Annotated in this window: 21 protein-coding genes; 8 read left to right on the top strand and 13 right to left on the bottom strand. The window is 51.5% G+C overall.

Annotation, left to right across the window (positions count from 1 at the left end):
* Positions 1–14: 14 nt before the first annotated feature.
* From ccrud_RS04730 to ccrud_RS04720, 3 genes are read right to left on the bottom strand one after another with little or no spacing between them, the layout of a single operon-like run.
* Complete coding sequence (locus tag ccrud_RS04730) at positions 15–266, bottom strand: hypothetical protein (protein ID WP_066565086.1); 252 nt, start codon at positions 264–266, stop codon at positions 15–17.
* Positions 267–269: 3 nt separating this feature from the next.
* Positions 270–1,619, bottom strand: a complete 1,350-nt coding sequence (locus tag ccrud_RS04725; RefSeq protein ID WP_066565085.1) for a TRAP transporter large permease subunit — start codon at positions 1,617–1,619, stop codon at positions 270–272.
* A 27-nt stretch (positions 1,620–1,646) separates the two neighbouring features.
* Entirely contained in the window at positions 1,647–3,002 is a 1,356-nt protein-coding gene (locus tag ccrud_RS04720) for an RraA family protein (RefSeq protein WP_066565084.1), read from the bottom strand.
* A 181-nt stretch (positions 3,003–3,183) separates the two neighbouring features.
* Here ccrud_RS04720 and ccrud_RS15875 point away from each other — a divergent pair, with 181 nt between their 5' ends.
* Complete coding sequence (locus ccrud_RS15875; RefSeq protein WP_066565083.1) at positions 3,184–3,933, top strand: IclR family transcriptional regulator; 750 nt, start codon at positions 3,184–3,186, stop codon at positions 3,931–3,933.
* 349 nt (positions 3,934–4,282) lie between these two features.
* Here ccrud_RS15875 and ccrud_RS04705 read toward each other — a convergent pair whose 3' ends face one another.
* Entirely contained in the window at positions 4,283–5,377 is a 1,095-nt protein-coding gene (locus ccrud_RS04705) for a YihY/virulence factor BrkB family protein (RefSeq protein WP_066565081.1), read from the bottom strand.
* A 191-nt stretch (positions 5,378–5,568) separates the two neighbouring features.
* Here ccrud_RS04705 and ccrud_RS15795 point away from each other — a divergent pair, with 191 nt between their 5' ends.
* Complete coding sequence (locus ccrud_RS15795; RefSeq protein WP_281181364.1) at positions 5,569–5,703, top strand: hypothetical protein; 135 nt, start codon at positions 5,569–5,571, stop codon at positions 5,701–5,703.
* A 5-nt stretch (positions 5,704–5,708) separates the two neighbouring features.
* Here the strand turns inward: ccrud_RS15795 and ccrud_RS04700 are convergent, their stop codons facing one another.
* The 5 genes from ccrud_RS04700 to ccrud_RS04680 form a co-directional block, all read right to left on the bottom strand.
* On the bottom strand, positions 5,709–6,320 hold the full coding sequence (locus ccrud_RS04700) for a response regulator transcription factor (RefSeq protein ID WP_066569539.1): 612 nt from the start codon (positions 6,318–6,320) through the stop codon (positions 5,709–5,711).
* A gap of 11 nt (positions 6,321–6,331) precedes the next feature.
* Positions 6,332–7,411 carry a sensor histidine kinase gene (locus ccrud_RS04695; protein ID WP_245670377.1) on the bottom strand — a complete coding sequence of 360 codons (1,080 nt, stop codon included), beginning with the start codon at positions 7,409–7,411 and terminating at the stop codon, positions 6,332–6,334.
* Between the two features lie 123 nt (positions 7,412–7,534).
* The gene (locus tag ccrud_RS04690) at positions 7,535–8,371 is read right to left on the bottom strand and encodes an ABC transporter permease (protein WP_066565079.1); all 837 of its coding nucleotides are present in this window, start codon (positions 8,369–8,371) and stop codon (positions 7,535–7,537) included.
* A gap of 42 nt (positions 8,372–8,413) precedes the next feature.
* The gene (locus tag ccrud_RS04685) at positions 8,414–9,325 is read right to left on the bottom strand and encodes an ABC transporter ATP-binding protein (RefSeq protein WP_066565078.1); all 912 of its coding nucleotides are present in this window, start codon (positions 9,323–9,325) and stop codon (positions 8,414–8,416) included.
* Positions 9,326–9,447: 122 nt separating this feature from the next.
* Entirely contained in the window at positions 9,448–10,974 is a 1,527-nt protein-coding gene (locus ccrud_RS04680) for a multicopper oxidase domain-containing protein (RefSeq protein ID WP_066569536.1), read from the bottom strand.
* 72 nt (positions 10,975–11,046) lie between these two features.
* Between ccrud_RS04680 and ccrud_RS04675 the strand changes: the two genes are divergently transcribed.
* The 4 genes from ccrud_RS04675 to ccrud_RS04660 all read left to right on the top strand — a co-directional run bounded on the left by ccrud_RS04675 (position 11,047) and on the right by ccrud_RS04660 (position 15,465).
* The gene (locus ccrud_RS04675) at positions 11,047–12,276 is read left to right on the top strand and encodes an MFS transporter (protein ID WP_066565077.1); all 1,230 of its coding nucleotides are present in this window, start codon (positions 11,047–11,049) and stop codon (positions 12,274–12,276) included.
* A gap of 103 nt (positions 12,277–12,379) precedes the next feature.
* Complete coding sequence (gene glmU, locus ccrud_RS04670; protein WP_066565076.1) at positions 12,380–13,837, top strand: bifunctional UDP-N-acetylglucosamine diphosphorylase/glucosamine-1-phosphate N-acetyltransferase GlmU; 1,458 nt, start codon at positions 12,380–12,382, stop codon at positions 13,835–13,837.
* Positions 13,838–13,848: 11 nt separating this feature from the next.
* Positions 13,849–14,826: a ribose-phosphate diphosphokinase gene (locus ccrud_RS04665; RefSeq protein ID WP_066565075.1), complete on the top strand. Its 978-nt coding sequence runs from the start codon at positions 13,849–13,851 to the stop codon at positions 14,824–14,826.
* A 6-nt stretch (positions 14,827–14,832) separates the two neighbouring features.
* Entirely contained in the window at positions 14,833–15,465 is a 633-nt protein-coding gene (locus ccrud_RS04660; RefSeq protein WP_066565074.1) for a DNA alkylation repair protein, read from the top strand.
* A 9-nt stretch (positions 15,466–15,474) separates the two neighbouring features.
* On the opposite strand, the gene ccrud_RS04655 is transcribed toward ccrud_RS04660, so the two are convergent.
* Positions 15,475–15,903 (bottom strand): VOC family protein, encoded by a 429-nt coding sequence (locus ccrud_RS04655; protein WP_066565073.1) that lies wholly within the window; start codon positions 15,901–15,903, stop codon positions 15,475–15,477.
* 284 nt (positions 15,904–16,187) lie between these two features.
* On the opposite strand from ccrud_RS04655, the gene ccrud_RS04650 reads away from it, so the two are divergent.
* Positions 16,188–16,781 carry a 50S ribosomal protein L25/general stress protein Ctc gene (locus tag ccrud_RS04650; RefSeq protein WP_066565072.1) on the top strand — a complete coding sequence of 198 codons (594 nt, stop codon included), beginning with the start codon at positions 16,188–16,190 and terminating at the stop codon, positions 16,779–16,781.
* A gap of 138 nt (positions 16,782–16,919) precedes the next feature.
* Positions 16,920–17,450: an aminoacyl-tRNA hydrolase gene (gene pth, locus ccrud_RS04645; RefSeq protein ID WP_066569532.1), complete on the top strand. Its 531-nt coding sequence runs from the start codon at positions 16,920–16,922 to the stop codon at positions 17,448–17,450.
* Here the strand turns inward: pth and ccrud_RS04640 are convergent, their stop codons facing one another.
* The 3 genes from ccrud_RS04640 to ccrud_RS04630 all read right to left on the bottom strand — a co-directional run bounded on the left by ccrud_RS04640 (position 17,451) and on the right by ccrud_RS04630 (position 20,285).
* The gene (locus ccrud_RS04640; protein ID WP_066565071.1) at positions 17,451–17,642 is read right to left on the bottom strand and encodes a hypothetical protein; all 192 of its coding nucleotides are present in this window, start codon (positions 17,640–17,642) and stop codon (positions 17,451–17,453) included.
* Between the two features lie 84 nt (positions 17,643–17,726).
* On the bottom strand, positions 17,727–19,169 hold the full coding sequence (locus tag ccrud_RS04635) for a glyceraldehyde-3-phosphate dehydrogenase (RefSeq protein WP_066565070.1): 1,443 nt from the start codon (positions 19,167–19,169) through the stop codon (positions 17,727–17,729).
* A gap of 90 nt (positions 19,170–19,259) precedes the next feature.
* The gene (locus tag ccrud_RS04630; RefSeq protein WP_066565069.1) at positions 19,260–20,285 is read right to left on the bottom strand and encodes a nitronate monooxygenase; all 1,026 of its coding nucleotides are present in this window, start codon (positions 20,283–20,285) and stop codon (positions 19,260–19,262) included.
* Positions 20,286–20,290 lie beyond the last annotated feature (5 nt).

The following is a 20,290-nucleotide window of genomic DNA, read 5'->3' as shown; positions in this document are numbered from 1 at the left end:
CGCCACGACAGCTGTTAATCGTCGTCTTCCTCTTTAAAGCCAGACTTATCAATGGTGTTGTAATTGATATATCCCATCAAGCCAGCAATGACTGCCATGGCAATAGATGGTTTGGCCAACAGAGCATAGGAACTAGAAATGAGGTCTGAATTCTGAATAATCAGACCCAGTGCCTGCCCACCAACGATCAAGAAGCCCAACACAAAGAAAATACTGATTGAGAGTGTAAATAAGAATTTAGTTGCGCTATTAACTGACTTTTTCATGGCCTAGCCTCCTGTTGGCACGGGAATTATTCCCAGGGCAATAAACGTACCGAGGAAAAAGAACGGAATAACGTAGTAAATAACAAGCGGAATAAATGTCTTTTCGGGTTTCGCTCCAGTGATACCACAAGCAACGAAAATCGATCCTGAGGCCGGAGGAGACGCACCTTCTGTTGATGCAAAAACCAAAATAGCAATCAAAGCCAGGATTGGTTCCACTCCAGCTCCAACCAAGGCGAACAAAGATACCTGGCCAACTGCACTCAGTGTTGCAGATGAAGACAGCGGTCCCGCAACGAGAACAACCAACATGCCGACCAAAACAACAAGTAGCCAAAGGGGAAGGCTAAGCCCTTCCAAAACCATATTGACATCACGATCTAACCCTAAAGAAGCAAGAATTTCACTGGCCATGATGGCGAAGAACAAAATTGTGCCAATGGTGTAGAACTGAGGCACTCCATCGCCCATAAATGTCCACCAGGCTTTAGGAGTTTTCGGTAACTGCCGCCAGGCCACTGCTCCAGAAATAAAGATAATAAGCAGTGGAATCCACATGATCAACGAAATATCCCCCATGGCTTCGCCGATCTTAGTTGATTCGAGGAAATTAGCTAACGGACCAACAGTTAAAAGAATTGGAAGAACAGCACCAATGAAAATCAAAGTAGAGGGCCAACCCTGTTTCCATGACTGACGAAGAGGAACATGATCTCCTCCTTGTTCAGCTTTGATGCCATCACGGTACACAAACCAACCAGTGAGAAAAATACGATAGACCACTTGGTAAAGACCAGCTACCAACAAAGCCATATAGACCTGGCTTGTTGTGACTAATGTTCCAGCAAAACCGATCATGATAATCATTGAAGCGCTGGGTGGCAACGCTGCCCCAAGACCTGCATTTCCAGCAATGACCGTGGCTGCACGATGCGGAGTCCAACCAGTTTTTACCATCCACGGTCCAGTGATTGATCCACTAGCTGCGGCATTACCGGTGTTTGATCCTCCTGCCAATGCGCCCATTGCGCCAGAAGCCACGGTATCAACCAACGCAGGGCCACCTGGGAGACGCCCCAGAAGGGAACTGAGGATCCCCACCAAACGGTCCATGACCCCTGTTTTTTGAACAAAATATGTCATGAAAACAAAAGCTGCTGCGGCAAAAAGAACTTCATTTTCAATTGCATCCGACAGTGCATCAACAACGAACCGTGGGGCATCAACGCCTGCAAATAATAAAGTGGCGAGAAATCCAACAATCATTGCTTCTGCCATGTTGCGTTTAAAGACAACATTCCACACAACAATGACAGCGATAAATACAGCAAGAGCAATCAGCGCAATAGGCATGGGTTTCCTCCTTTCGTTCTTGGGGATTTAGGTAATCGGAACAGTTGCCTGGATTTGTTCACGGCGGGATGCTTCATCAGCTACCACGGCCAATCCAGCTTGCAAATGTTGTTCAGCACTCTCGCCAGGAATAACGACAACTCCATCTGCATCCGCCACAATAAAGTCTCGATGCTGGCAAACCACTCCACCAATAGATACTGGAACGCCTAATCGTCCTGGACCATGCTTATAAGGACCTGCCGGCGAAACGCCTGCAGCCCAAACTGGAAAATCAAGCTTCTGAAGCTCATCAACGTCTCGCACAGCTCCGTCAATGACCATTCCGCTGATTCCTGCATTTTGCGCCCGCTGTGCAATGAGCTCTCCCATCAGAGCACGCTCGGTAAAACCACCTCCGGAAATTACTAAAATATCGCCGGGAGCTGCTTCTTTAAGCGCTCGGTGGATAGCTTGGTTATCTCCTTCCCTGGTGTACACGGTAAACGCCTTGCCTGCTATAGCCTGTGATTTCCATGTTTGCTTAATGGAAGAATGCACAAGTCCAAGACGATCTCCGCCATCTCCAAGAGCTGCAGTGGGAACCTGCGCTAGTTGCTCTGTAATAGTGAGTTCACGGGAACGTGCCCAGTATTTATGCACATCGACCGCGCCTCGAGTAACTGGCCAATTAAGTGCAGAATCCGCCTTATGCTGAAGTTGCTCCAGGCTGTCTTGCAACTCATTGGAACGTCGCAAAGCATGCAGCTTGGTGCCATCGTTTAGTCGATCTAATGCATCTTCACCATGAGCAAGTTCATTAGCAATTTGTGCACGCATCCATTCCACCTGGTGGGTTTGCTCGCCAGCCTGCATGGACTCTGAGATCAATGCTCCGAGCCCTTTCATGAACACGCTACGAAGCAACTTACGCTGGGAAGCGTCACCGATTTCCCCTCCAATTGGCTCAGTCTTCGCCCCAATTACAGACAAAGCTTCAGCAGCGTCGGTTGCATAACTACCGGCAAGCAGAAGATGAACTTTCGCACCAAATTGCATGACAGACCCGATGACTGCGCCATCAACCATTTTAATTTTTTCACCGAGTGCATCCTTGACCTCATTCTTTTTGGCTGGCGATGCCGAATTTAGATCAATATACACTGCCCCATCATTTGCTTTACCCTGTGTTTTTTCCGCCACAGCAACAGCTCCACGGGATGTTACCAAGCTCAAAATAAGCTCAGCATCCTGCACTGCCTCCTCCACAGAAGATGCAAAAACAACTCCTTCAGGTACCGGAACTTCCCGAATATCAAATCCTTGGACTTCACACCCTGCTTGTGCAAAAGCACTCGAGTACATGATTCCAGCTTCTCCCAGGCCTAAAACTGCTACTTTCATAACCCCTCTATCACTAGATGATAATTACTATCACTTAACGAAGTGATGTATGACATTGTGACGTAGGACTCAAGGGATTGTCAATGGAAATTCTGAAATCTTTTATCTTTTAGTGAGACCTTGTTTCGCACAGGGAAGTGGATCATACTTAGAACACGTCCACGCTTAAAGGAGGCATAAAATTTCTGAAGGAAATCAAGGTCGAACACTAGAGCGAGCACTCGATGTCATCGAAAGTGTATCCACTTCCACCGATCCACTCACCCTCACACAGATCTCTAGGGCGACAGGTTTACACATCGCCACAACAAAACGCATTCTTGGCACACTTGAAAAACGTGATTACCTAAAGGCTTCCCCCACCGGATACACACTTGGCCCCCGAGTGCTCCCCCATGCCCACGCATTTCAACTACAAGATCGTCTCGCGCTAATTTCACCTCCCATCTTGAGGGAGGTAGCAACAATCTCCTCCCTCACCTCCTCCGTATTCGTTGCCTCAAATGACCAGAGAGTACTTATCTCCAGAGTCGAAGCCCCCAACGCCCTTGGTTACCAATTCCCCATTGGCCAAATACTGTCCTTAACTCTCGGCGGAGGAAAGGTACTACTGGCCTACATGGACACAGATTCCCAAGACGCAATAGTCAACGAATATGCATCCATCGACCTAGCCGATGGACGCATACAATCATCAGAATCGCTCAAAAAGGATCTGGAAAATATCCGGACAGATGGCCTTTTTATCAGTACTTCAGAGCGCAGCCGTGGAACAGTGAGCATGACTGCCCCCATCAGAAATGGCCACGATGATGTTATTGCATCACTCACCATCGCTGGACACGACGGCATCATCAACGGTGACGCCATCCTCGAGCACCAATCCCTAGTACTCCAGGCGGCAAGAAGGATTAGTTCCCAAATGCACTAACCCTAGAAAACACACTGCTGTGCCCCAGGCTCAATCCAGCCCACGCTTTTCGCAAATGGACACCACATCAAATAGTGCAGACTCATCGATGACAAAGTCACTACCAATCCGATCGGAGCGGTGATGGGATTCTGGAGCAAGTCATAGGATGACGAAACGGATGCTTGGGTCAAATCTTGCGACTTGGCAGTAGCTATCACACCAGGGGCTCCTACTAATGAAACCGCTGCGAGACATGCAATGAGCGCACGCTGACGAATCTTCATTGTTCAACCTTTCCTAATTTTGTGATAACCCTCACGTTACACCTAATGGGAAAATCCTTGAGTGGGCGTCGAAAAGCAATCTTTTAATCTTCGCCTCTAAACGCCCGCGCCTGCTCGGCAAGGCTTAGCTGACGCTGCTTCATTTTCGCCACCGCGGTAATAGACCGAGGCGGCACCAGGCTGTAGTCCTCGGCAGGCATGCCGGCCTGCAATTGGCGCACCCGGCTGATCTCTACATCAAATTTCAGCCCCATGACCAGGCACATATTGAAAATCCATAATGCCACGATCACCGCAATGATCGACCCCACGGCACCATAAGAATTAAAAGTAGCGAACAATGAGAAATACAGGTTCAGCGCCATTCCCGCAAGAATAATGCCCACGATGGCCAGGAAAGCACCAAAACTTAACCAGCGGAATTTCCACGGACGAGCGTTAGGCGCCCAGTGATAAAGGGTCGCCACAAACACAATGAGCGCAACCACAATCACTGGCCACCGCACCCAATTCCAAATAGGCATGAACTTATCGGTGAGGAAACTGAGCTCCTCCGCCAAGTGCAAAGGCTCTGCGATTGGCGCAAGCAGCCCCATAACAAGGGTTTCATTGAGCACCCAAGAGACCAAAATAATCACAATGCCAAGGAGCAATCCAAAGTTCAGCAGAAGCATCATTCCCCACTGCTTCAATAAGGTTCTTCCCTCGCTTCGTCCATAAACAGCATTGGCGCAGCGGGAAAATGCTCGAACATAAGCCGATGATGTCCACAGCGCAACAAGCACACCCACTGCAACACCAACCCGGCCGCCAGTCGAAGAGCCAGCTACCGAATCAATAACCCCTAAAACAACATGGGCTTGTTCTTCTGGGAAATACTGCGGAACCAATTCCCTCACGCGTCCGAGAATCTCAATGGAATCATTGGCCAAGAACAGCGTGATCACGGAATAGCCCAGCAGCAACGCCGGAGCGAGCGATAAAATTGAGAAGAAAGTTAAAAGCGCTGCTAAATCAAGCAAACTATCTGGAAAAATATCTCCGATAGCGCGTTTGAGCGCATATTTCCAACCTTGTACGCCAAGAGGCTGCCGCTGATCACGGGATCCATCATCAAGATCTCCATGCGTATCTGCGGCAATCAATGTTGCGTCGAGGTGTTCCTGGGGCTGTACCACGCATTTATCATGACACACGAGGCTGCAAAAGCTGGAGGAAAATATCGTGTCGAATAGTTACAAAATAACAACAGTTATGAATAATTCCGTCATAGAGTAATTACTTTTCTCTACAATATGAGCTAAGTCACCATCAATTGTGGGCGGAAAGTTTAGAACCGTTCGCACGTCACGCAAAGGAAGCAGTGCTCATGGATATCGTTTCAATCGTCAACCACTGGTTCGAGTGGAGCACCACCAACTGGGTAAACATGACAGGCCTCGGCAGAGAGACCTTCGTGCCAGCATTCGTCGGATCCACCATCTTGGCGGTGCTATCGTTCTAATCCCCCTACAACCAGCCCATTTCCCTGGCGCGCGTGAACGCTTCAAAGCGGTTCTGCGCGCCTACTTTTGCCATAGCCTGGGAGAGATAATTTCGAGTCGTCCCCGGTGCGAGATGTGCAGCAACCGCTATTTCTTCTGCGCTTAGGCCTTGTCCGGCAAGTTCTAGGACTTCTTCTTCTCGGTTACTCAGTGGTGATTCCCCTGCGCTGATGGTGAGTGCAGCAAGTTCTGGGTCAATAAAGCGCCTGCCTGCATGCACGGTTCGAATTGCTGTAGCGAATTCATCTGCGGTGGAGGTTTTAGGCAAAAAGCCTAAGATGTCGGCACTGAGTGCACGTTTCAGTTGTCGAGGCATGGCGTGGCTTGTCACGATAAGTACAGCCAAGTTCGGAGTCTGTTGCATAAGCTTTGCTGCAGTATCAATGCCATCGATGCCACCAAGCTGGAGATCAAGAACGCAGACGTCTGTTCGGTGTTCAGGGCTCTGCCACCATTCCAAGATTTCTTCCCCAGATCCTGCCACATGGCGCACATCTAGGTCTTCTTCCAGGTTCAGCAAAGTGGACAGTGAGCTGGCGATCAAGGCTTCATCGTCTGCGATTGTAATGCTGATCATATGAGTCATCTCTATTCTTCTCCGGCGTGGTTCAAGAGCATGGTGACGCTGAACTGTGTGCCATTTCGGGAGACCATCAAGGTCATTCCTGCTGCTTCGGCACGAGCTCGCAATGCGCTCAATCCGGATAGTTTGCCGATGTCTTGGTGTACTCCATTATTGTCCATGCGCACTTCCTTACTATTTAAGGTGAGGGTGGCGGTGGTTGCATCGGAGTGTCGCAAAATATTTGTGGTGGCTTCGCGGACCAGCCATGCGCACATTTCCCGGTCCGCGGGTGAGATGCCCGTAGATGTGCCGTTGACAGAAAGTTGGATGCGGGCGTCGGCAAGCAAGCTTCTTGCCCCTTCGATTTCCGTGGCTAGGTTGATAGACCTGTAGCCGGACACCACCTCACGCATTTCCGACATGGAGGTACGGGTGAGTTTTTGCAGTTCTCTGAGTTCATTTTCCAAGCGATCATCACCGCGTTTGGCTAATGCGATGGCCAATTCAGATTTCACTGACATGGCAGCCAAATGTTGACCGAGGGTGTCATGGAGTTCTTGAGCAAAACGTAAACGCTCTTCAGTAACACGCAGTGACGCCTCTAATTCGCGAGAACGCTCAACTTCTTTCATCACATCAATGGTCCACACAGAAAGGCGGACTGTTCCAACCATGAGCACTGGCATGATCACAAACAATGTGCTGGCACATAACGACAATGCAGACAGTGCAATCACCCATAGCCAGCGATAATTCATCCACGGCACATAAGCAATTGCTAATAATAAAACACAGGAGACAGCAAATACCAGCACTATCGGCCGCATACTTTCTGAAATATAGCCATTAAGCGCTGGGAGCAGCATCACCAGGTAGCTAACAAGGCCTAAAAGAGTGAGCACTAAACCAGTGATAAAAAACGGTTGCACATTTCTTCGCGGACGGGAGTTAAGCGAAGGATGAAATTCATACACCAACACCGCAAAAACCAACATAACCACTGCACCAAGGAACATCACCCAAAATGACAGGTTAAACCCGCCGGTGTTAGCAGCAACAGCAAAAAAATAAGCACACAACAACACAACGGGAGTCGATTGCAACGAGACCCTTGTGTAAAGCGTGTATTTAGCAAGACTAGGCAACCCCCGCCAGGTCTTGAAAGGAACCATAACGGGAGTTGCCAAAAATGAAAGCCCAGATTTTTTAGTCATTGTTATCCAATGCTAGCGGTAGGAATCCCATCGCATGTAGCGGTTCGCAGCCCACAGAGCCAGCACTGTCCAGGCTGCCAAAATTCCCAATGGAGGGAGCATGTCTTGCAAAACTCCTGCAAAGTTAGCAGCCTCATCACCATTGAGCGCATCCGTAAATGTCAGTCCAGCCCAACCTAGTTGCACCAAATCGCTAATCGCGGCGAAGGGAGTGAAGGCAATAATATCGGCGATAATGCTGTCTCCGAAAATTGGTCGCATTGATCCCAGTCCACCCATCGCGAGAATAAACACTGGCATTGAGGTCAGCTGCGCTGCTTCTGCATTCTTGGTGAAGCCACTTGTTAAAAAGGCCAGAGCACTACACAGCACCAAACCAATGAGCACGGCCAGCACCATCGGAATCAGATTCACTGGTGCGGGTGCGCCAAGAACCATCAACAGCGGAATGATGGCAACAGTAAAAATGATGGTCAGCAGCGCGCCAGGGAAACAGATTGCGCCCACAATATCGATATCACGTGCTTCACCGGTGCGGAGTCGTTTCAGAACTCGTTCATCACGTCGCGTTGTTGCCATGGATAGCACGGTGTAGAACTGCACAAACAGCAGTGTGTACAAGACAAAGTAGTCAAAGGAATTCGCAGATTGTGTTGCGGTTCCTGAACCGATGAGAAATAGCAGCAGCGGAATTCCGACTGGGAAAACTGTGGCCATGAACAACAGTGTTTTGTTTCTGCGGAATTGGAGCCATTCGGCTTTAAATAATGATGTTTTAAGCATCGAAGATTTGCGTCGCTTCACAGTAGCGCGGATGTTGTCGGATGCGGCGGAGGCAGAGATAGTCATGGAAGACTCCTTCAATAAGATTTCAGCGGCTTAAAAGGCGATTTAAATAGTTCCTGCGTTTTGCAGTGTTGCAAGCTCCATGAAAACGGATTCCAAGGTTGCTGGTTTGGCGGCAAAGTTTTCTAAGTGCACACCAGCTTCATTAGCCCAGTTGAGCACTTCCAAGGTGTGTTGCTGCAGGGTGGAGGTAGCAATACGAACGTGATTGTTATCGCGCACGATCTCCGCGCCAACAAGGATTGGTAGTTCCACCTCTGCAGGTAACACGAAGCTGATGAGGGATTTCTCGCGTGTCACCAGTTCTTCGAGGGTGCCTTCCACTGCAATTTCACCAGCATTCATGATGGCGATGCGATCACAGAGGAATTCGGCTTCTTCCAAATAGTGAGTGGTCAGCATCATGGTCACGCCACGTTGTTTCAATTCGAGCAGTAGCTGCCAGGTGTGGCGTCGTGATTCTGGGTCAAGGCCGGTGGTGGGTTCATCGAGGAAAAGAATCGAAGGATCGCCCAGCAGCGCACATGCAAGATCAAGTCGACGTTGTTCGCCACCTGAAAGCGCGCCTACCTTGACGTCTTCGCGGTGCAGGAGGTCGACGTCGGCAAGCACTTCTTTAATATCGCGCGGGTACGCGCAGGTGCCGTGCCACATAGCCATGGTTTCGGCGACGGTGAGCTGTGAGGGCAGCCCACCGGATTGCAGCATGATGCCCAGTTCTGGGCGCAGGATGCTGCGATCTGCAACTGGGTCCAGGCCAGAGATGCGCACGGTGCCAGCACTTGGCGCAGCGAGCCCTTCGATGACTTCCAGCGTGGAGGTCTTGCCAGCGCCATTAGTGCCCAGCAATCCGAATACTTCGCCGCGGTTTACGTGAAAGTTCAAACCCTTGACTGCGTGGTAATCGCCGTAGGTTCTTGTCAGATCTGTTACTTCAATAGCGGGTGTCGTTGTCATAGGTACTAGTCTGCCTATTTCAGGTTCCCGCTGGTAGAGCCATATGTCAGGAGTTTTTCTGCACTCTTCACATATTTTTAATGACAAATGTCATGATGCTTATCGACGCGCCACCCACGATGTCAGTGTTCGTGCCCTGCAGCGGCAGCACCAGAACCCAAGTGTACAGCGGGCTTATCGCCCGGATTAACGATGACAAATTGTCCCATCATGCCCTGATCCTCGTGGTAGAGCATATGGCAGTGATACATATACGGCCATGTGGGATCTGGGTAGTGCCCAAATTCTACTGCCAGCGTTGCTGTTGCTCCAGGAGGCAGACCCACCGTATCTTTCCAACCTTCATTGAATAGCTCCACATCCGTGCCTTCAAAGCTCACCACTTTGAAACGAGCATCGTGGATATGGAAATTATGTGGCCAATCAGAATTATCATTGGTCACCTTCCAGATTTCCGGCTCAGCATGATCAATGATCACATCTACTCGTTGCATATCCATCTGTTGGTCATTAATAGAAAAAGTATTGAGCACAAAGGAACGTTCCGGCGCATCGATAATGTCCGGCACAGTGGATTTCACCAATAGCCCTGGCAGCGCCGGCGCTGTCGCAGCATCTTCTGCAGGACCTGTGATGGTGAGCAGCTGGAAAGAATCCCCCATGCCAAAATCAGGCACAAATTCATCATCTGGCACACCAAAATTATCTGCAAAACCCACAGACTCTAGAGTGACGTCCTCCCCTGGTTCCAGATCCACCAGAATTTCCCACCGCTCACCAGGACCAATTGCCAAGTTGCTCATCTCATAGGGCGAATCAAGCAATCCTGTATCACTAGCAATCACCTGGAATTGCCTGCCATCAGAAAACGCCATATTGAAAAATCGCATATTGGAACCATTAAGCAGACGAAACCGCACCCGGCGCGTGCTTGCTGCAAAATGGGCATTCGTGATGCCGTTAACCGTAGGGGTATCACCCAGCAGGCCTAGATCTGGCAGATCTTCTTCATCAAGTGATCCATCTTCTAAGAAGCGATGGTCCATCAGCACCAAGGGAATATCATCCACGCCATAGTCTTGTGGCAGATCAAGCGCTGTCGCTGCCTCATCTTCCACAATAATCATGCCCGCCAAACCCCGATATGCATGTAATCCAGTGAGTCCATGAGTGTGCGGGTGATACCACAAGGTAGCGGCCTCATTAGCCACAGTCCACTCCGGCGACCACACCTGACCAGCCCCAATGGGAGAATGCGGGCCACCATCAGCAACTGCTGGCAGCTTCATGCCATGCCAATGCACAGTGGTCATCTCATCTAAACCATTTGTGACATCAACACTGACCTCATCGCCGGATTTCATCACCAATGTTGGGCCCAAATGCGTGCCGTTAAAACCCCAGGTGTGAGTTGTCACATCGGGCAAAATCTGCGTATCGCCAGCCTGAGCCACCAAGGTGAAATGAACTTTGTTCCCCTCCCGAACACCCAGCTCTACAGGCGGAATAGGCAACGCTCGAGGTGAACCCCCATATCCCCGAACTTTCGAAGCATTACAGCCCACAAGCAACTGCGCACCCACCGCAGTTGCTGCCAGCGCTCCAGCCCCTTTGAAAAAAGTTCGACGATTCAACTCCGGCAGGCCCACCATTGATGCACTCACTCCTCAATCAAGATATTAAATTCACCCATCATCATATGCTCTTCTAAGCTTTACTCCATGACTAATCCCACAGAACAACGCAATGCACGGCGTTTAATTTGGGCCAACGGGCTGCAAAATATCGGCGACCAAATCGTCGCTGCCAAAACGGTGCTGCCCTGGTTACTCCAGGCAGGCGGCGCGCCGGGGTTCTTGCTTGCTCTGTTGGTGCCGATCCGCGAAGCGGGATCGATGCTGCCGCAAGCTGCCATCACCGGGTGGGTGTTGAGGCAAACGTCGAGAAGCAAAGTATGGGTGATTGGTTCCAACGGCCAGTTCCTTTCGGCGGCTGCCATGGGAATTGCTGCATTGTTTTTACGTGGTTGGGCGCTCGGCATCACGATTATTGTGTTGTTGGCAGCGTTGTCTCTCTTTCGTTCCATGTGTTCGATTGCGTCAAAAGATGTGCAAGGCCAGGCTATTTCTAAAGGCAAACGAGGGATGGTAACCGGCCGGGCCACAGTTATTGGCGGAGTCATGGGTCTGCTGGCGGGCCTTATGATCGCAGTATTTTTAAGCGCGGATTCCCCCACGTGGTTGCTCGCCGCAATTGTGACTGTGAGTTCTTTGAGCTGGCTGCTGGCATCATTGGTCTTCGCGCGGATAGAGCTCCCCGAGACTAAAAGCCCGCAGCCTGCGCCCACCGATAATGCCTGGGTTCGGCGTTGCCTCACCGCGCTAAAAGAAGATAAAGCTTTTCGACGCTTCGTCACTGTTCGTTCTATGATGCTGGTGACTGCACTGTCTACGTCATTTATTGTGGCGCTCTCTGCACAAGCAGGACAAAGTATTCAATCCTTGGGCTTCTTTCTCATTGCATCCGGCTTAGCGTCCATTCTCGGTGGAAGAATTTCAGGAATCTGGTCTGACCGCTCCTCTAAAAATGTCATGGCAGCAGGCTCATTTTTAGGCTCCATGGTGCTGATTCTGGTGGTCTTAAGTTCCACGTTTTCTTCCAATGCGCTTAATACGGTGGTTTTTCCCCTAAGCTTTTTCCTCATTAACCTCGCCCATACTGCTATCCGTGTGGCGCGTAAAACATATGTGATGGATATGGCGGAGGGAGATCTACGCACCCGCTATGTTGCAGATGCCAACACACTAATGGGTGTGGTTTTGCTGATTGTCGGTGCGCTCTCTGGCCTGATCTCCATCTTCGGCAATGAAGTAGCCTTGCTCTTTTTAGCGGCAATCGGCCTGCTTGGCACGGTAAGTGCACGAGGCCTGAAAGAGGTATCCGCGGGCTAGTCCCATAAATTTTCTACCCAAATGCGCAGGTTTTGTGCCCACGGGCATTATGCTTGCTTTGGTATAAGTGCCCCGCAAAAACTTTTAAGGATTTGAGATCATCTTGACCGCAAGCGATTTCTCCAGCGCAGTTGTCGTTTTGGCAGCTGGCGCCGGAACCCGAATGAAATCTGATTTACAAAAGACCTTGCATAGTATCGGTGGACGCAGCCTCATCTCCCATAGCCTGCATGCTGCTGCTGGACTAGATCCTCAGCACATCGTTGCAGTAATTGGGCATGGACGCGATCAGGTAGGCCCTGCTGTTGTAGAGGTTGCCAATAAATTGGACCGCGAAGTTCTCACCGCTATCCAGGAAGAACAAAACGGCACCGGACACGCTGTGCAATGCGCAATGGATCAGTTGGAAGGCTTCGAGGGCACCATCATTGTCACCAATGGCGATGTTCCGCTGCTGACTGCAGATACCTTGTCTGCTCTTTTAGAAGCACACACCACGGTTCCTACCGCAGTAACTGTGTTGACCATGCGACTTGATGACCCAACCGGTTATGGCCGCATCGTGCGCAACGAAGAAGGCGAAGTCACAGCAATCGTGGAGCAAAAGGATGCTTCCGAAGACATCCGTGCCATCGACGAAGTGAACTCTGGCGTTTTCGCTTTTGACGCTGCCATCCTGCGTTCTGCATTGTCCGAACTCAAATCAGACAATGCCCAGGGTGAGCTCTACCTGACTGATGTCTTGGGAATCGCACGCAATGAAGGCCACCCAGTTCGCGCCTACACTGCTGCTGATGCCCGAGAACTTGCTGGTGTAAATGACCGCGTGCAATTGGCTGAAGCTGGCGCTGAGTTAAACCGCCGTACCGTTATCGCTGCTATGCGCGGTGGCGCCACCATCGTGGACCCTGCAACTACCTGGATCGACGTTGAGGTCACCATCGGTCGTGATGTCATCATCAACCCAGGCACTCAGCTCAAGGGCGAAACCGTCATCGGTGATCGTGTTGAGCTTGGTCCTGACACCACCTTGACCGATATGGTCATTGGTAATGGTGCATCCGTGATCCGCACCCACGGCTCAGAATCTACCATCGGTGAAAATGCCACCGTTGGACCCTTCACCTACATTCGTCCAGGAACCACACTGGGCGCAGAAGGAAAGCTCGGTGGCTTCGTAGAAACCAAAAAAGCCACCATCGGACGTGGCTCCAAGGTGCCACACCTCACCTACGTTGGTGACGCAACAATCGGCGAAGACACCAATATTGGTGCCTCTTCTGTCTTCGTTAATTATGACGGCGTGAACAAGCATCACACCACCATCGGAGACCACGTTCGCACTGGTTCTGACACCATGTTTATCGCTCCAGTGACCGTGGGTGATGGAGCATATTCCGGAGCCGGTACAGTAATCAAAGACGATGTTCCGCCAGGAGCCCTTGCCGTGTCCGGTGGACGCCAACGAAACATCGAAGGCTGGGTGCAAAACAAGCGCCCGGGAACCCCTGCAGCGCAAGCCGCAGAAGCAGCCCAAAACGTCCTCAACCAGGAAGGCTAAGCAGACTTCACATGACTGCTCACTGGAAACAAAACCAAAAAAACCTCATGCTTTTTTCGGGTCGTGCGCACCCAGAACTAGCCGAAACTGTAGCTAAAGAGCTCGGTGTCGAGGTAACCCCAATGACGGCACGCGATTTCGCCAACGGTGAAATCTACGTCCGCTTTGAAGAATCAGTTCGTGGCTCCGACTGCTTTGTGTTGCAGTCCCATACCCAGCCATTGAACAAGTGGTTGATGGAACAGCTGCTCATGATTGACGCATTGAAGCGTGGATCTGCAAAGCGCATCACCGCGATCCTGCCGTTCTACCCATACGCGCGCCAGGACAAGAAGCACCGTGGACGTGAACCAATTTCAGCTCGCCTCATCGCTGACCTGATGCTAACCGCTGGCGCAGACCGCATCGTTTCTGTGGATCTGCACACCGATCAGATCCAGGGCTTCTTCGACGGCCCAGTCGACCATATGCATGCGATGCCGATCCTGACCGATCACATCAAGCAGAACTACAACCTCGACAACATCTGCGTTGTCTCCCCTGACGCTGGCCGCGTCAAGGTTGCAGAAAAGTGGGCAAACACCCTTGGCGATGCTCCAATGGCATTCGTCCACAAGACCCGCTCCGCTGAGGTTGCCAACGAGGTTGTTGCCAACCGCGTCGTCGGCGACGTCGACGGCAAGGATTGCGTGCTTCTCGACGACATGATCGACACTGGCGGAACCATCGCCGGTGCAGTGGGTGTCCTGAAGGAAGCTGGCGCAAAGTCAGTCGTTATCGCTTGTACCCACGGTGTGTTCTCCGACCCAGCTCGCGAGCGCCTGTCCGATTGCGGTGCTGAAGAAGTTATCACCACCGACACCCTGCCACAGTCCACTGAGGGCTGGAGCAACCTGACTGTCTTGTCGATCGCGCCACTGCTGGCTCGCACCATTAACGAGATCTTCGAAAACGGCTCAGTAACCACCCTGTTTGAGGGCGAGGCATAAAACCCCATGATCGTATCGGACGCATTTAACCGCGTCCGGTGTGCATTGGAGCCTCTCGCTGATCCCGCACGTGCCACCGGAATGGCTGGCTACATGCGGGATCAGTTTTCTTTTCTAGGTATCCCTGCAACACCGCGCCAGGATGCCTGCAAACCTGTGCTGTATGCGCTCAAAGAGTTGGACACAGACTTTGTCTCTGCTTGTTTCCACGCCACAGAACGGGAATACCAATACGTGGCCTGCGATCACATCAAACGTGTTGGCATTACCGATCTAGGGTTTGCTAAAGCTTTAGTCCAAACCAAATCCTGGTGGGACACTGTTGATTCACTGGCGAAACCCATCGGCGCTAACCACAACGATGCTCTCATGCGAGACTGGGCATTGGATGAAGACTTCTGGGTGCGACGCATCGCGATCATTCACCAATTGGGGCGTAAAAAGAACACTGACGCTGCCCTACTGGCCTGGATCATCGAGCATAACCTTGGATCTTCCGAATTTTTCATCAACAAAGCCATCGGTTGGGCCTTGCGGGATTTCGCCCGACATGACCCCAGCTGGGTCCGAGCCTTTGTGGATGCCACAGATCTTGCACCACTAAGCCGCCGGGAAGCTCTCAAAAACTTAAGCGTTTAAGCTTAAGTCTTATTCCGCCTGAAGCTGGGCCAATGCCTCTGGATCGAAATACATCAATTCCCAGCCGTGGCCATCTGGATCATCAAAAGCGCCACCATACATTGGCCCCTCAGCAGCAAGTTCTCTGGTGACCACGCCACCGAATTCTTGAGCACGCCGTACCAATTCATCCGCATCCTCAGTAGAACAGACAGAAAGGCAATTGAGTACCTCTCGAGAACCGTTGCTTTCCACCGCAGGGCGTTTGGTGAAACTGTTAAAGCGTTCTGTTTCCAAAAGCATCACCACAATGACATCACTGACTTCAAAAGATGCAGTGTGCTCATCGCGGAAGATCTCATTTTCTTTGAAACCCAAACCAGCATAGAAACGCTTCGAGGTGGCCAGATCAGTAACTGGCAAATTGATAAAAATCATGTCATGTTGCAGGCGTGCCATAGTTATTTCGCTTTCTTCCAGATTCTCTGTTATGCGGTCCTCCCCCAGTATGCTCCTTTTTTCAGAGAGAAGTTTTGAATCTGAGTACAGCTGCGTGCTAGCATGGTTGAGTCTCGGCGAGGGTAAAGCCAATTGTGCTTCACCGTTATCGACGCGATCCAGACTTCTTTAGTGCACTTTTTGTGTACTGCCTGCGAAGACTCGACCAAGACATTCGAGTCGGTCGCGGGCATTTTTTATTTTCGCGGCCGAGTGTCCATCTTTATCCATGAGGAGAATTCACTATGGCAAAGTACCAAACCATTGAGGCTGCTGTCCGCTCCGAGTTCGGCAAGGGTTCCGCACGTCGCGCACGCGTCGCTGGCCAGATCCCTGCTGTTATCTACGGCGCAGACGTTGAGACCAACCTGCACGTCACCGTTGACCACCGCACCTTTGCTGGCCTAGTCCGCAACGAGGGCGTCAACGCTGTTGTTGAGCTTGACATCGAGGGCCAGAAGCAGCTCACCATGATCAAGCACATTGATCAGAACGTTCTGACCTTCAACATCGACCACCTCGACCTGCTTGCTATCAAGCGCGGCGAAAAGGTTGAGGTTGACGTTCCAGTCATCGTTGAGGGCGAGTCCGCTCCAGGTACCATGGCTGTTCAGGATGCTGACACCATCAAGGTTGAGGCTGACGTTCTCTCCATCCCTGAAGAGTTCAAGGTTTCCATCGAAGGCCTCGAGCTCGGTGCACAGATCACCGCTGCTGACGTTGCTCTTGATGCAGATACCACCCTGATCGAGGATCCTGAGACCCTCATCGTCAACATCGTTCTTCCTGCAGTTGAAGCAGAAGAGACCGATGAGAATGCTGAAGAAGCAGCTGAGTAAGCTTTTTTAAAAAGCATACTTTTTAAACGGGTTCCCCGCTTCCAGTGTGGAAGGTGATGAAGTGCACGATCATCGCCTACCGCGCTGGAGACGGAGGGCCCGTTTTTGCTTACCCACATCTCATGGTTGGATGAGAATGTGAATAACTCTCCTCTTTTAGTTGTTGGCCTGGGAAATCCCGGCCCGAAATACGTTGGCACACGCCACAATATTGGCTTCGAGGTTGCAGAAGAATTAGCCTCACGCAACTTTGCTTCCTTCAGTGTGCATAAACGCTCCAACACTGAAATTGCGCAATTGCCTGGTTTAATTGTGGCTAAGCCGCGGAGTTTTATGAATCTTTCGGGAACTCCCATTCGGGCGCTGTGTGATTTCTTTAAAATTGCTCCGGCTAATGTCCTCGTTGTCCACGATGAATTGGATCTTGATTTCGGCTCTATCAAGCTTCGTCAAGGTGGCGGTGATCATGGACATAATGGATTGAAATCCATATCCAAGTCTTTGGGCACCAAGGATTATTGGAAGCTAAGTGTGGGCATTGGTCGACCACCGGGACGCATGGATCCAGCTACTTTTGTGTTGAAGCCTTTTGGCAAACAGGAACTAGCTGATATCCCAATCATGGCTGCGGACGCTGCAGATCTCGTCGAAAAGCATCTGCAGGGCTAGCTACTTACGGCGTGCCTCTTTGAGGCGACGCGGCAGATCAGCGTCATCGCTTTCTAGGGCGCCAGATTTGAGCAAGCGAGTGTAAACCACAGGGCAGCCGACGCAGCGCGGAGTTTTGCGGCAGCAGGTGGACTTAATTTTCATGCCCAGCGGATTGTGGGTGACCTTAACCCGTGATTTACGCTTGCTCATATATCTAATCGTACGGTATTAGGCTTGGTTTACCTACCATTTTCCGCATACTGGCAGTAACTCCCCAAGCCTAAGTAGAGCAATTTACAACGCGTCGGACTGCTTGCGCTCTGGGTAAACTCGGGGGCGTACGCCTGCGATTTCTTCAACGATGCGAATTACCTGGTTGGAGTAGCCGAATTCGTTGTCGTACCAGACATAAAGCACCAGGTGGCGGCCGGTAGCGATGGTAGCAAGGCCGTCGACGATACCTGAGTGAGTAGTACCCACGAAGTCAGTGGACACAACTTCTGGGGAACGGATCCAATCAATCTGCTGGCGCAGGTCGGAGTGCAAAGACACGCGACGTAGGTAGTCGTTGACCTCATCGCGGTCGACTTCCTTATCAAGGGTCAGGTTGAGCACTGCCATGGAAACATCTGGGGTCGGAACGCGAATCGCATTGCCGGTGAGCTTGCCTTCCAGCTCTGGAAGCGCCTTGGACACTGCCTTTGCTGCACCAGTTTCGGTCAAAACCATGTTAAGGCCTGCTGCGCGTCCACGACGGGAACCCTTGTGGAAGTTATCGATCAGGTTCTGGTCATTGGTGAAGGAGTGCACGGTTTCCACATGGCCGAATTCAACGCCATAACGATCGTTGATCACCTTAAGCACAGGAGTAATTGCGTTGGTGGTGCATGATGCTGCAGAAACAATCTGATCATCAGCGGTGATATCAGTGTGGTTGATGCCGTAAACGATATTCTTCAGATCACCCTTGCCAGGTGCGGTGAGCACAACCTTGGCCACACCCTTGGCCTGCAGGTGCTGGGACAGGCCCTCACGGTCACGCCAGCGTCCGGTATTATCCACAACAACTGCGTCATTGATGCCATACTCGGTGTAATCAACGGTTGCTGGATCATTGGAGTAAATCACCTGAATTGGGGTGCCATTTGCCCAGATGATGTTGTTGTCATGATCAGTGGTGATGGTGCCATCAAAGCCCCCGTGGACAGAATCGCGGCGCAGCAAGGAAGCGCGCTTGACCAGATCTTCTTCACCGTTCTTGCGAACCACAATGGCGCGCAGACGAGCACCATCATAAAGAGCTTCGCGGGAGATCAGGATGCGTGCAAGCAGACGACCAATACGACCAAAGCCGTACAGTACGATATCTGTTGGTTTGCTTTCAGTTTCTGCGCCAATGATTGGGGTCAGAGATTCTTCCAAGAACGCACGCAGATCAGTGCTTTCGGACTGTTCAAAATTATAGGCCAGCTGTCCCAGGTCAATCGATGCAGTACCAAGGTTCAGTTCAACTAGCTCACGCAAAATAGCCAAGGAGCTTTCCAGTGGAAGTTCCTTGGAGATGATGTGGCGAGCATAGCGGTGAGACTTGATGATATCGATATCTGAGACATTCACAAGGAGACGACCGAATACGGAAACCACCACGTTGTTGTTGCGGTGCAGGCGCCCGATGAGGGGAACCATTTCCTCCGCAACTGCAATGCGATCGTTCCAGTCCTTGTGGTTGTGCGTCATAAAAAGTCCTTCACTGACTTAGGCGTGGGGTTAACCCGGGGTTTATCACTGGGCAGCTCTCGTGGATAGTTGAAAGCACTCCCCCCAACATTAGCCCAAAGCAGAAGGTGTTAATGATTCCAGTATCTGCTTTGCACTACCCTTCGCAATCGATTCCAGTCCTACTCCTACCAGGCAGTAGGCGTAATCCCAGTTCCCTGCACTTCCCGCCGCCTTACGTAAAGATGTGATCATTGGGTTGAGGTATGGGTACAACGGGGGTAACCCCTCGTTCGAACGGGTGAACCTGGTTTCCACTCCCCTTGCATAACGGCCCGAAAATGCGCGAGAGGACACCGATTCCAAACCAAGCGCTGGGGCGGCGTCCAAGATCTCGCGGTTAAGTGAGCTGGTGCCGGCTTCGTCGCTAAGCAAAAAGGCGGAACCACAGGATGCAGCGCTGGCGCCGGCCTCCAAAATTTCTGCCACGTCGGCGGAGGTTGAAAGGCCGCCGGCTGCGATGAGCGGGAGGTAAACGCCTGCTTGTTTGACAGCTGCGAGGAGGGTTTTCAGATCGCGCTCGTCCGGCTCCACTTCAATGGACCAGGTAGAGCGGTGCCCACCCGCCTCGGGGCCTTGCACGACAAGCGCGTTGGCGCCAGCTTTCTGCGCAGCCAGCGCGTCCTCCGGATTGGTCACCGTCACCCACGCCTCGATTCCGGCGGCCTTGATCCGGGCAAATTCTTCAGCGCTAAAAATACCGAAGGTGCAGGAGAAAACGGCGGGTTTAGCGGCGAGAACTGCCTCAAATTTAGCGTCCCATCCATTGCTCAAATCCGGCGTAGGCACCGTCGGCTCATCGAGGCCAAATTGCCGAAACGCCGAGGACAACAATCCCGCCAGCTCATCAATGTCTGAAGGCTTAGGCGCATCCGTCTGCGGGCGAAACAGGTTGACACCAAAGACGCCTTTTACCTCTGACAATTCCTGTTTCAGCTGCTCAAGAGGCATGACGCCACCAGCCAAGAACCCGAGGGAACCTGCCTCTGCTGCTGCATTGACCAACGCGGGAGTGGACGGGCCGCCAGCCATCGGGGCGACAATCACGGGAGTTTTCAACGTGTCAAGGATGCTCATGGCAC

The organism is Corynebacterium crudilactis, from assembly GCF_001643015.1.
Classification (GTDB): domain Bacteria; phylum Actinomycetota; class Actinomycetes; order Mycobacteriales; family Mycobacteriaceae; genus Corynebacterium; species Corynebacterium crudilactis.
This window is presented reverse-complemented; position numbering and strand designations above follow the sequence as displayed.

What these genes read in the sequence shown, in the direction of transcription:
- ccrud_RS04730 (WP_066565086.1), bottom strand. Translation starts at nt 266, where the DNA reads ATGAAAAAGTCAGTTAATAGCGCAACTAAATTCTTATTTACACTCTCA.
- ccrud_RS04725 (WP_066565085.1), bottom strand. Translation starts at nt 1,619, where the DNA reads ATGCCTATTGCGCTGATTGCTCTTGCTGTATTTATCGCTGTCATTGTT.
- ccrud_RS04720 (WP_066565084.1), bottom strand. Translation starts at nt 3,002, where the DNA reads ATGAAAGTAGCAGTTTTAGGCCTGGGAGAAGCTGGAATCATGTACTCG.
- ccrud_RS15795 (WP_281181364.1), top strand. Translation starts at nt 5,569, where the DNA reads ATGGATATCGTTTCAATCGTCAACCACTGGTTCGAGTGGAGCACCACC.
- ccrud_RS04700 (WP_066569539.1), bottom strand. Translation starts at nt 6,320, where the DNA reads ATGATCAGCATTACAATCGCAGACGATGAAGCCTTGATCGCCAGCTCA.
- ccrud_RS04690 (WP_066565079.1), bottom strand. Translation starts at nt 8,371, where the DNA reads ATGACTATCTCTGCCTCCGCCGCATCCGACAACATCCGCGCTACTGTG.
- ccrud_RS04685 (WP_066565078.1), bottom strand. Translation starts at nt 9,325, where the DNA reads ATGACAACGACACCCGCTATTGAAGTAACAGATCTGACAAGAACCTAC.
- ccrud_RS04675 (WP_066565077.1), top strand. Translation starts at nt 11,047, where the DNA reads ATGACTAATCCCACAGAACAACGCAATGCACGGCGTTTAATTTGGGCC.
- ccrud_RS04665 (WP_066565075.1), top strand. Translation starts at nt 13,849, where the DNA reads ATGACTGCTCACTGGAAACAAAACCAAAAAAACCTCATGCTTTTTTCG.
- ccrud_RS04660 (WP_066565074.1), top strand. Translation starts at nt 14,833, where the DNA reads ATGATCGTATCGGACGCATTTAACCGCGTCCGGTGTGCATTGGAGCCT.
- ccrud_RS04655 (WP_066565073.1), bottom strand. Translation starts at nt 15,903, where the DNA reads ATGGCACGCCTGCAACATGACATGATTTTTATCAATTTGCCAGTTACT.
- ccrud_RS04650 (WP_066565072.1), top strand. Translation starts at nt 16,188, where the DNA reads ATGGCAAAGTACCAAACCATTGAGGCTGCTGTCCGCTCCGAGTTCGGC.
- ccrud_RS04640 (WP_066565071.1), bottom strand. Translation starts at nt 17,642, where the DNA reads ATGAGCAAGCGTAAATCACGGGTTAAGGTCACCCACAATCCGCTGGGC.
- ccrud_RS04635 (WP_066565070.1), bottom strand. Translation starts at nt 19,169, where the DNA reads ATGACGCACAACCACAAGGACTGGAACGATCGCATTGCAGTTGCGGAG.
- ccrud_RS04630 (WP_066565069.1), bottom strand. Translation starts at nt 20,285, where the DNA reads ATGAGCATCCTTGACACGTTGAAAACTCCCGTGATTGTCGCCCCGATG.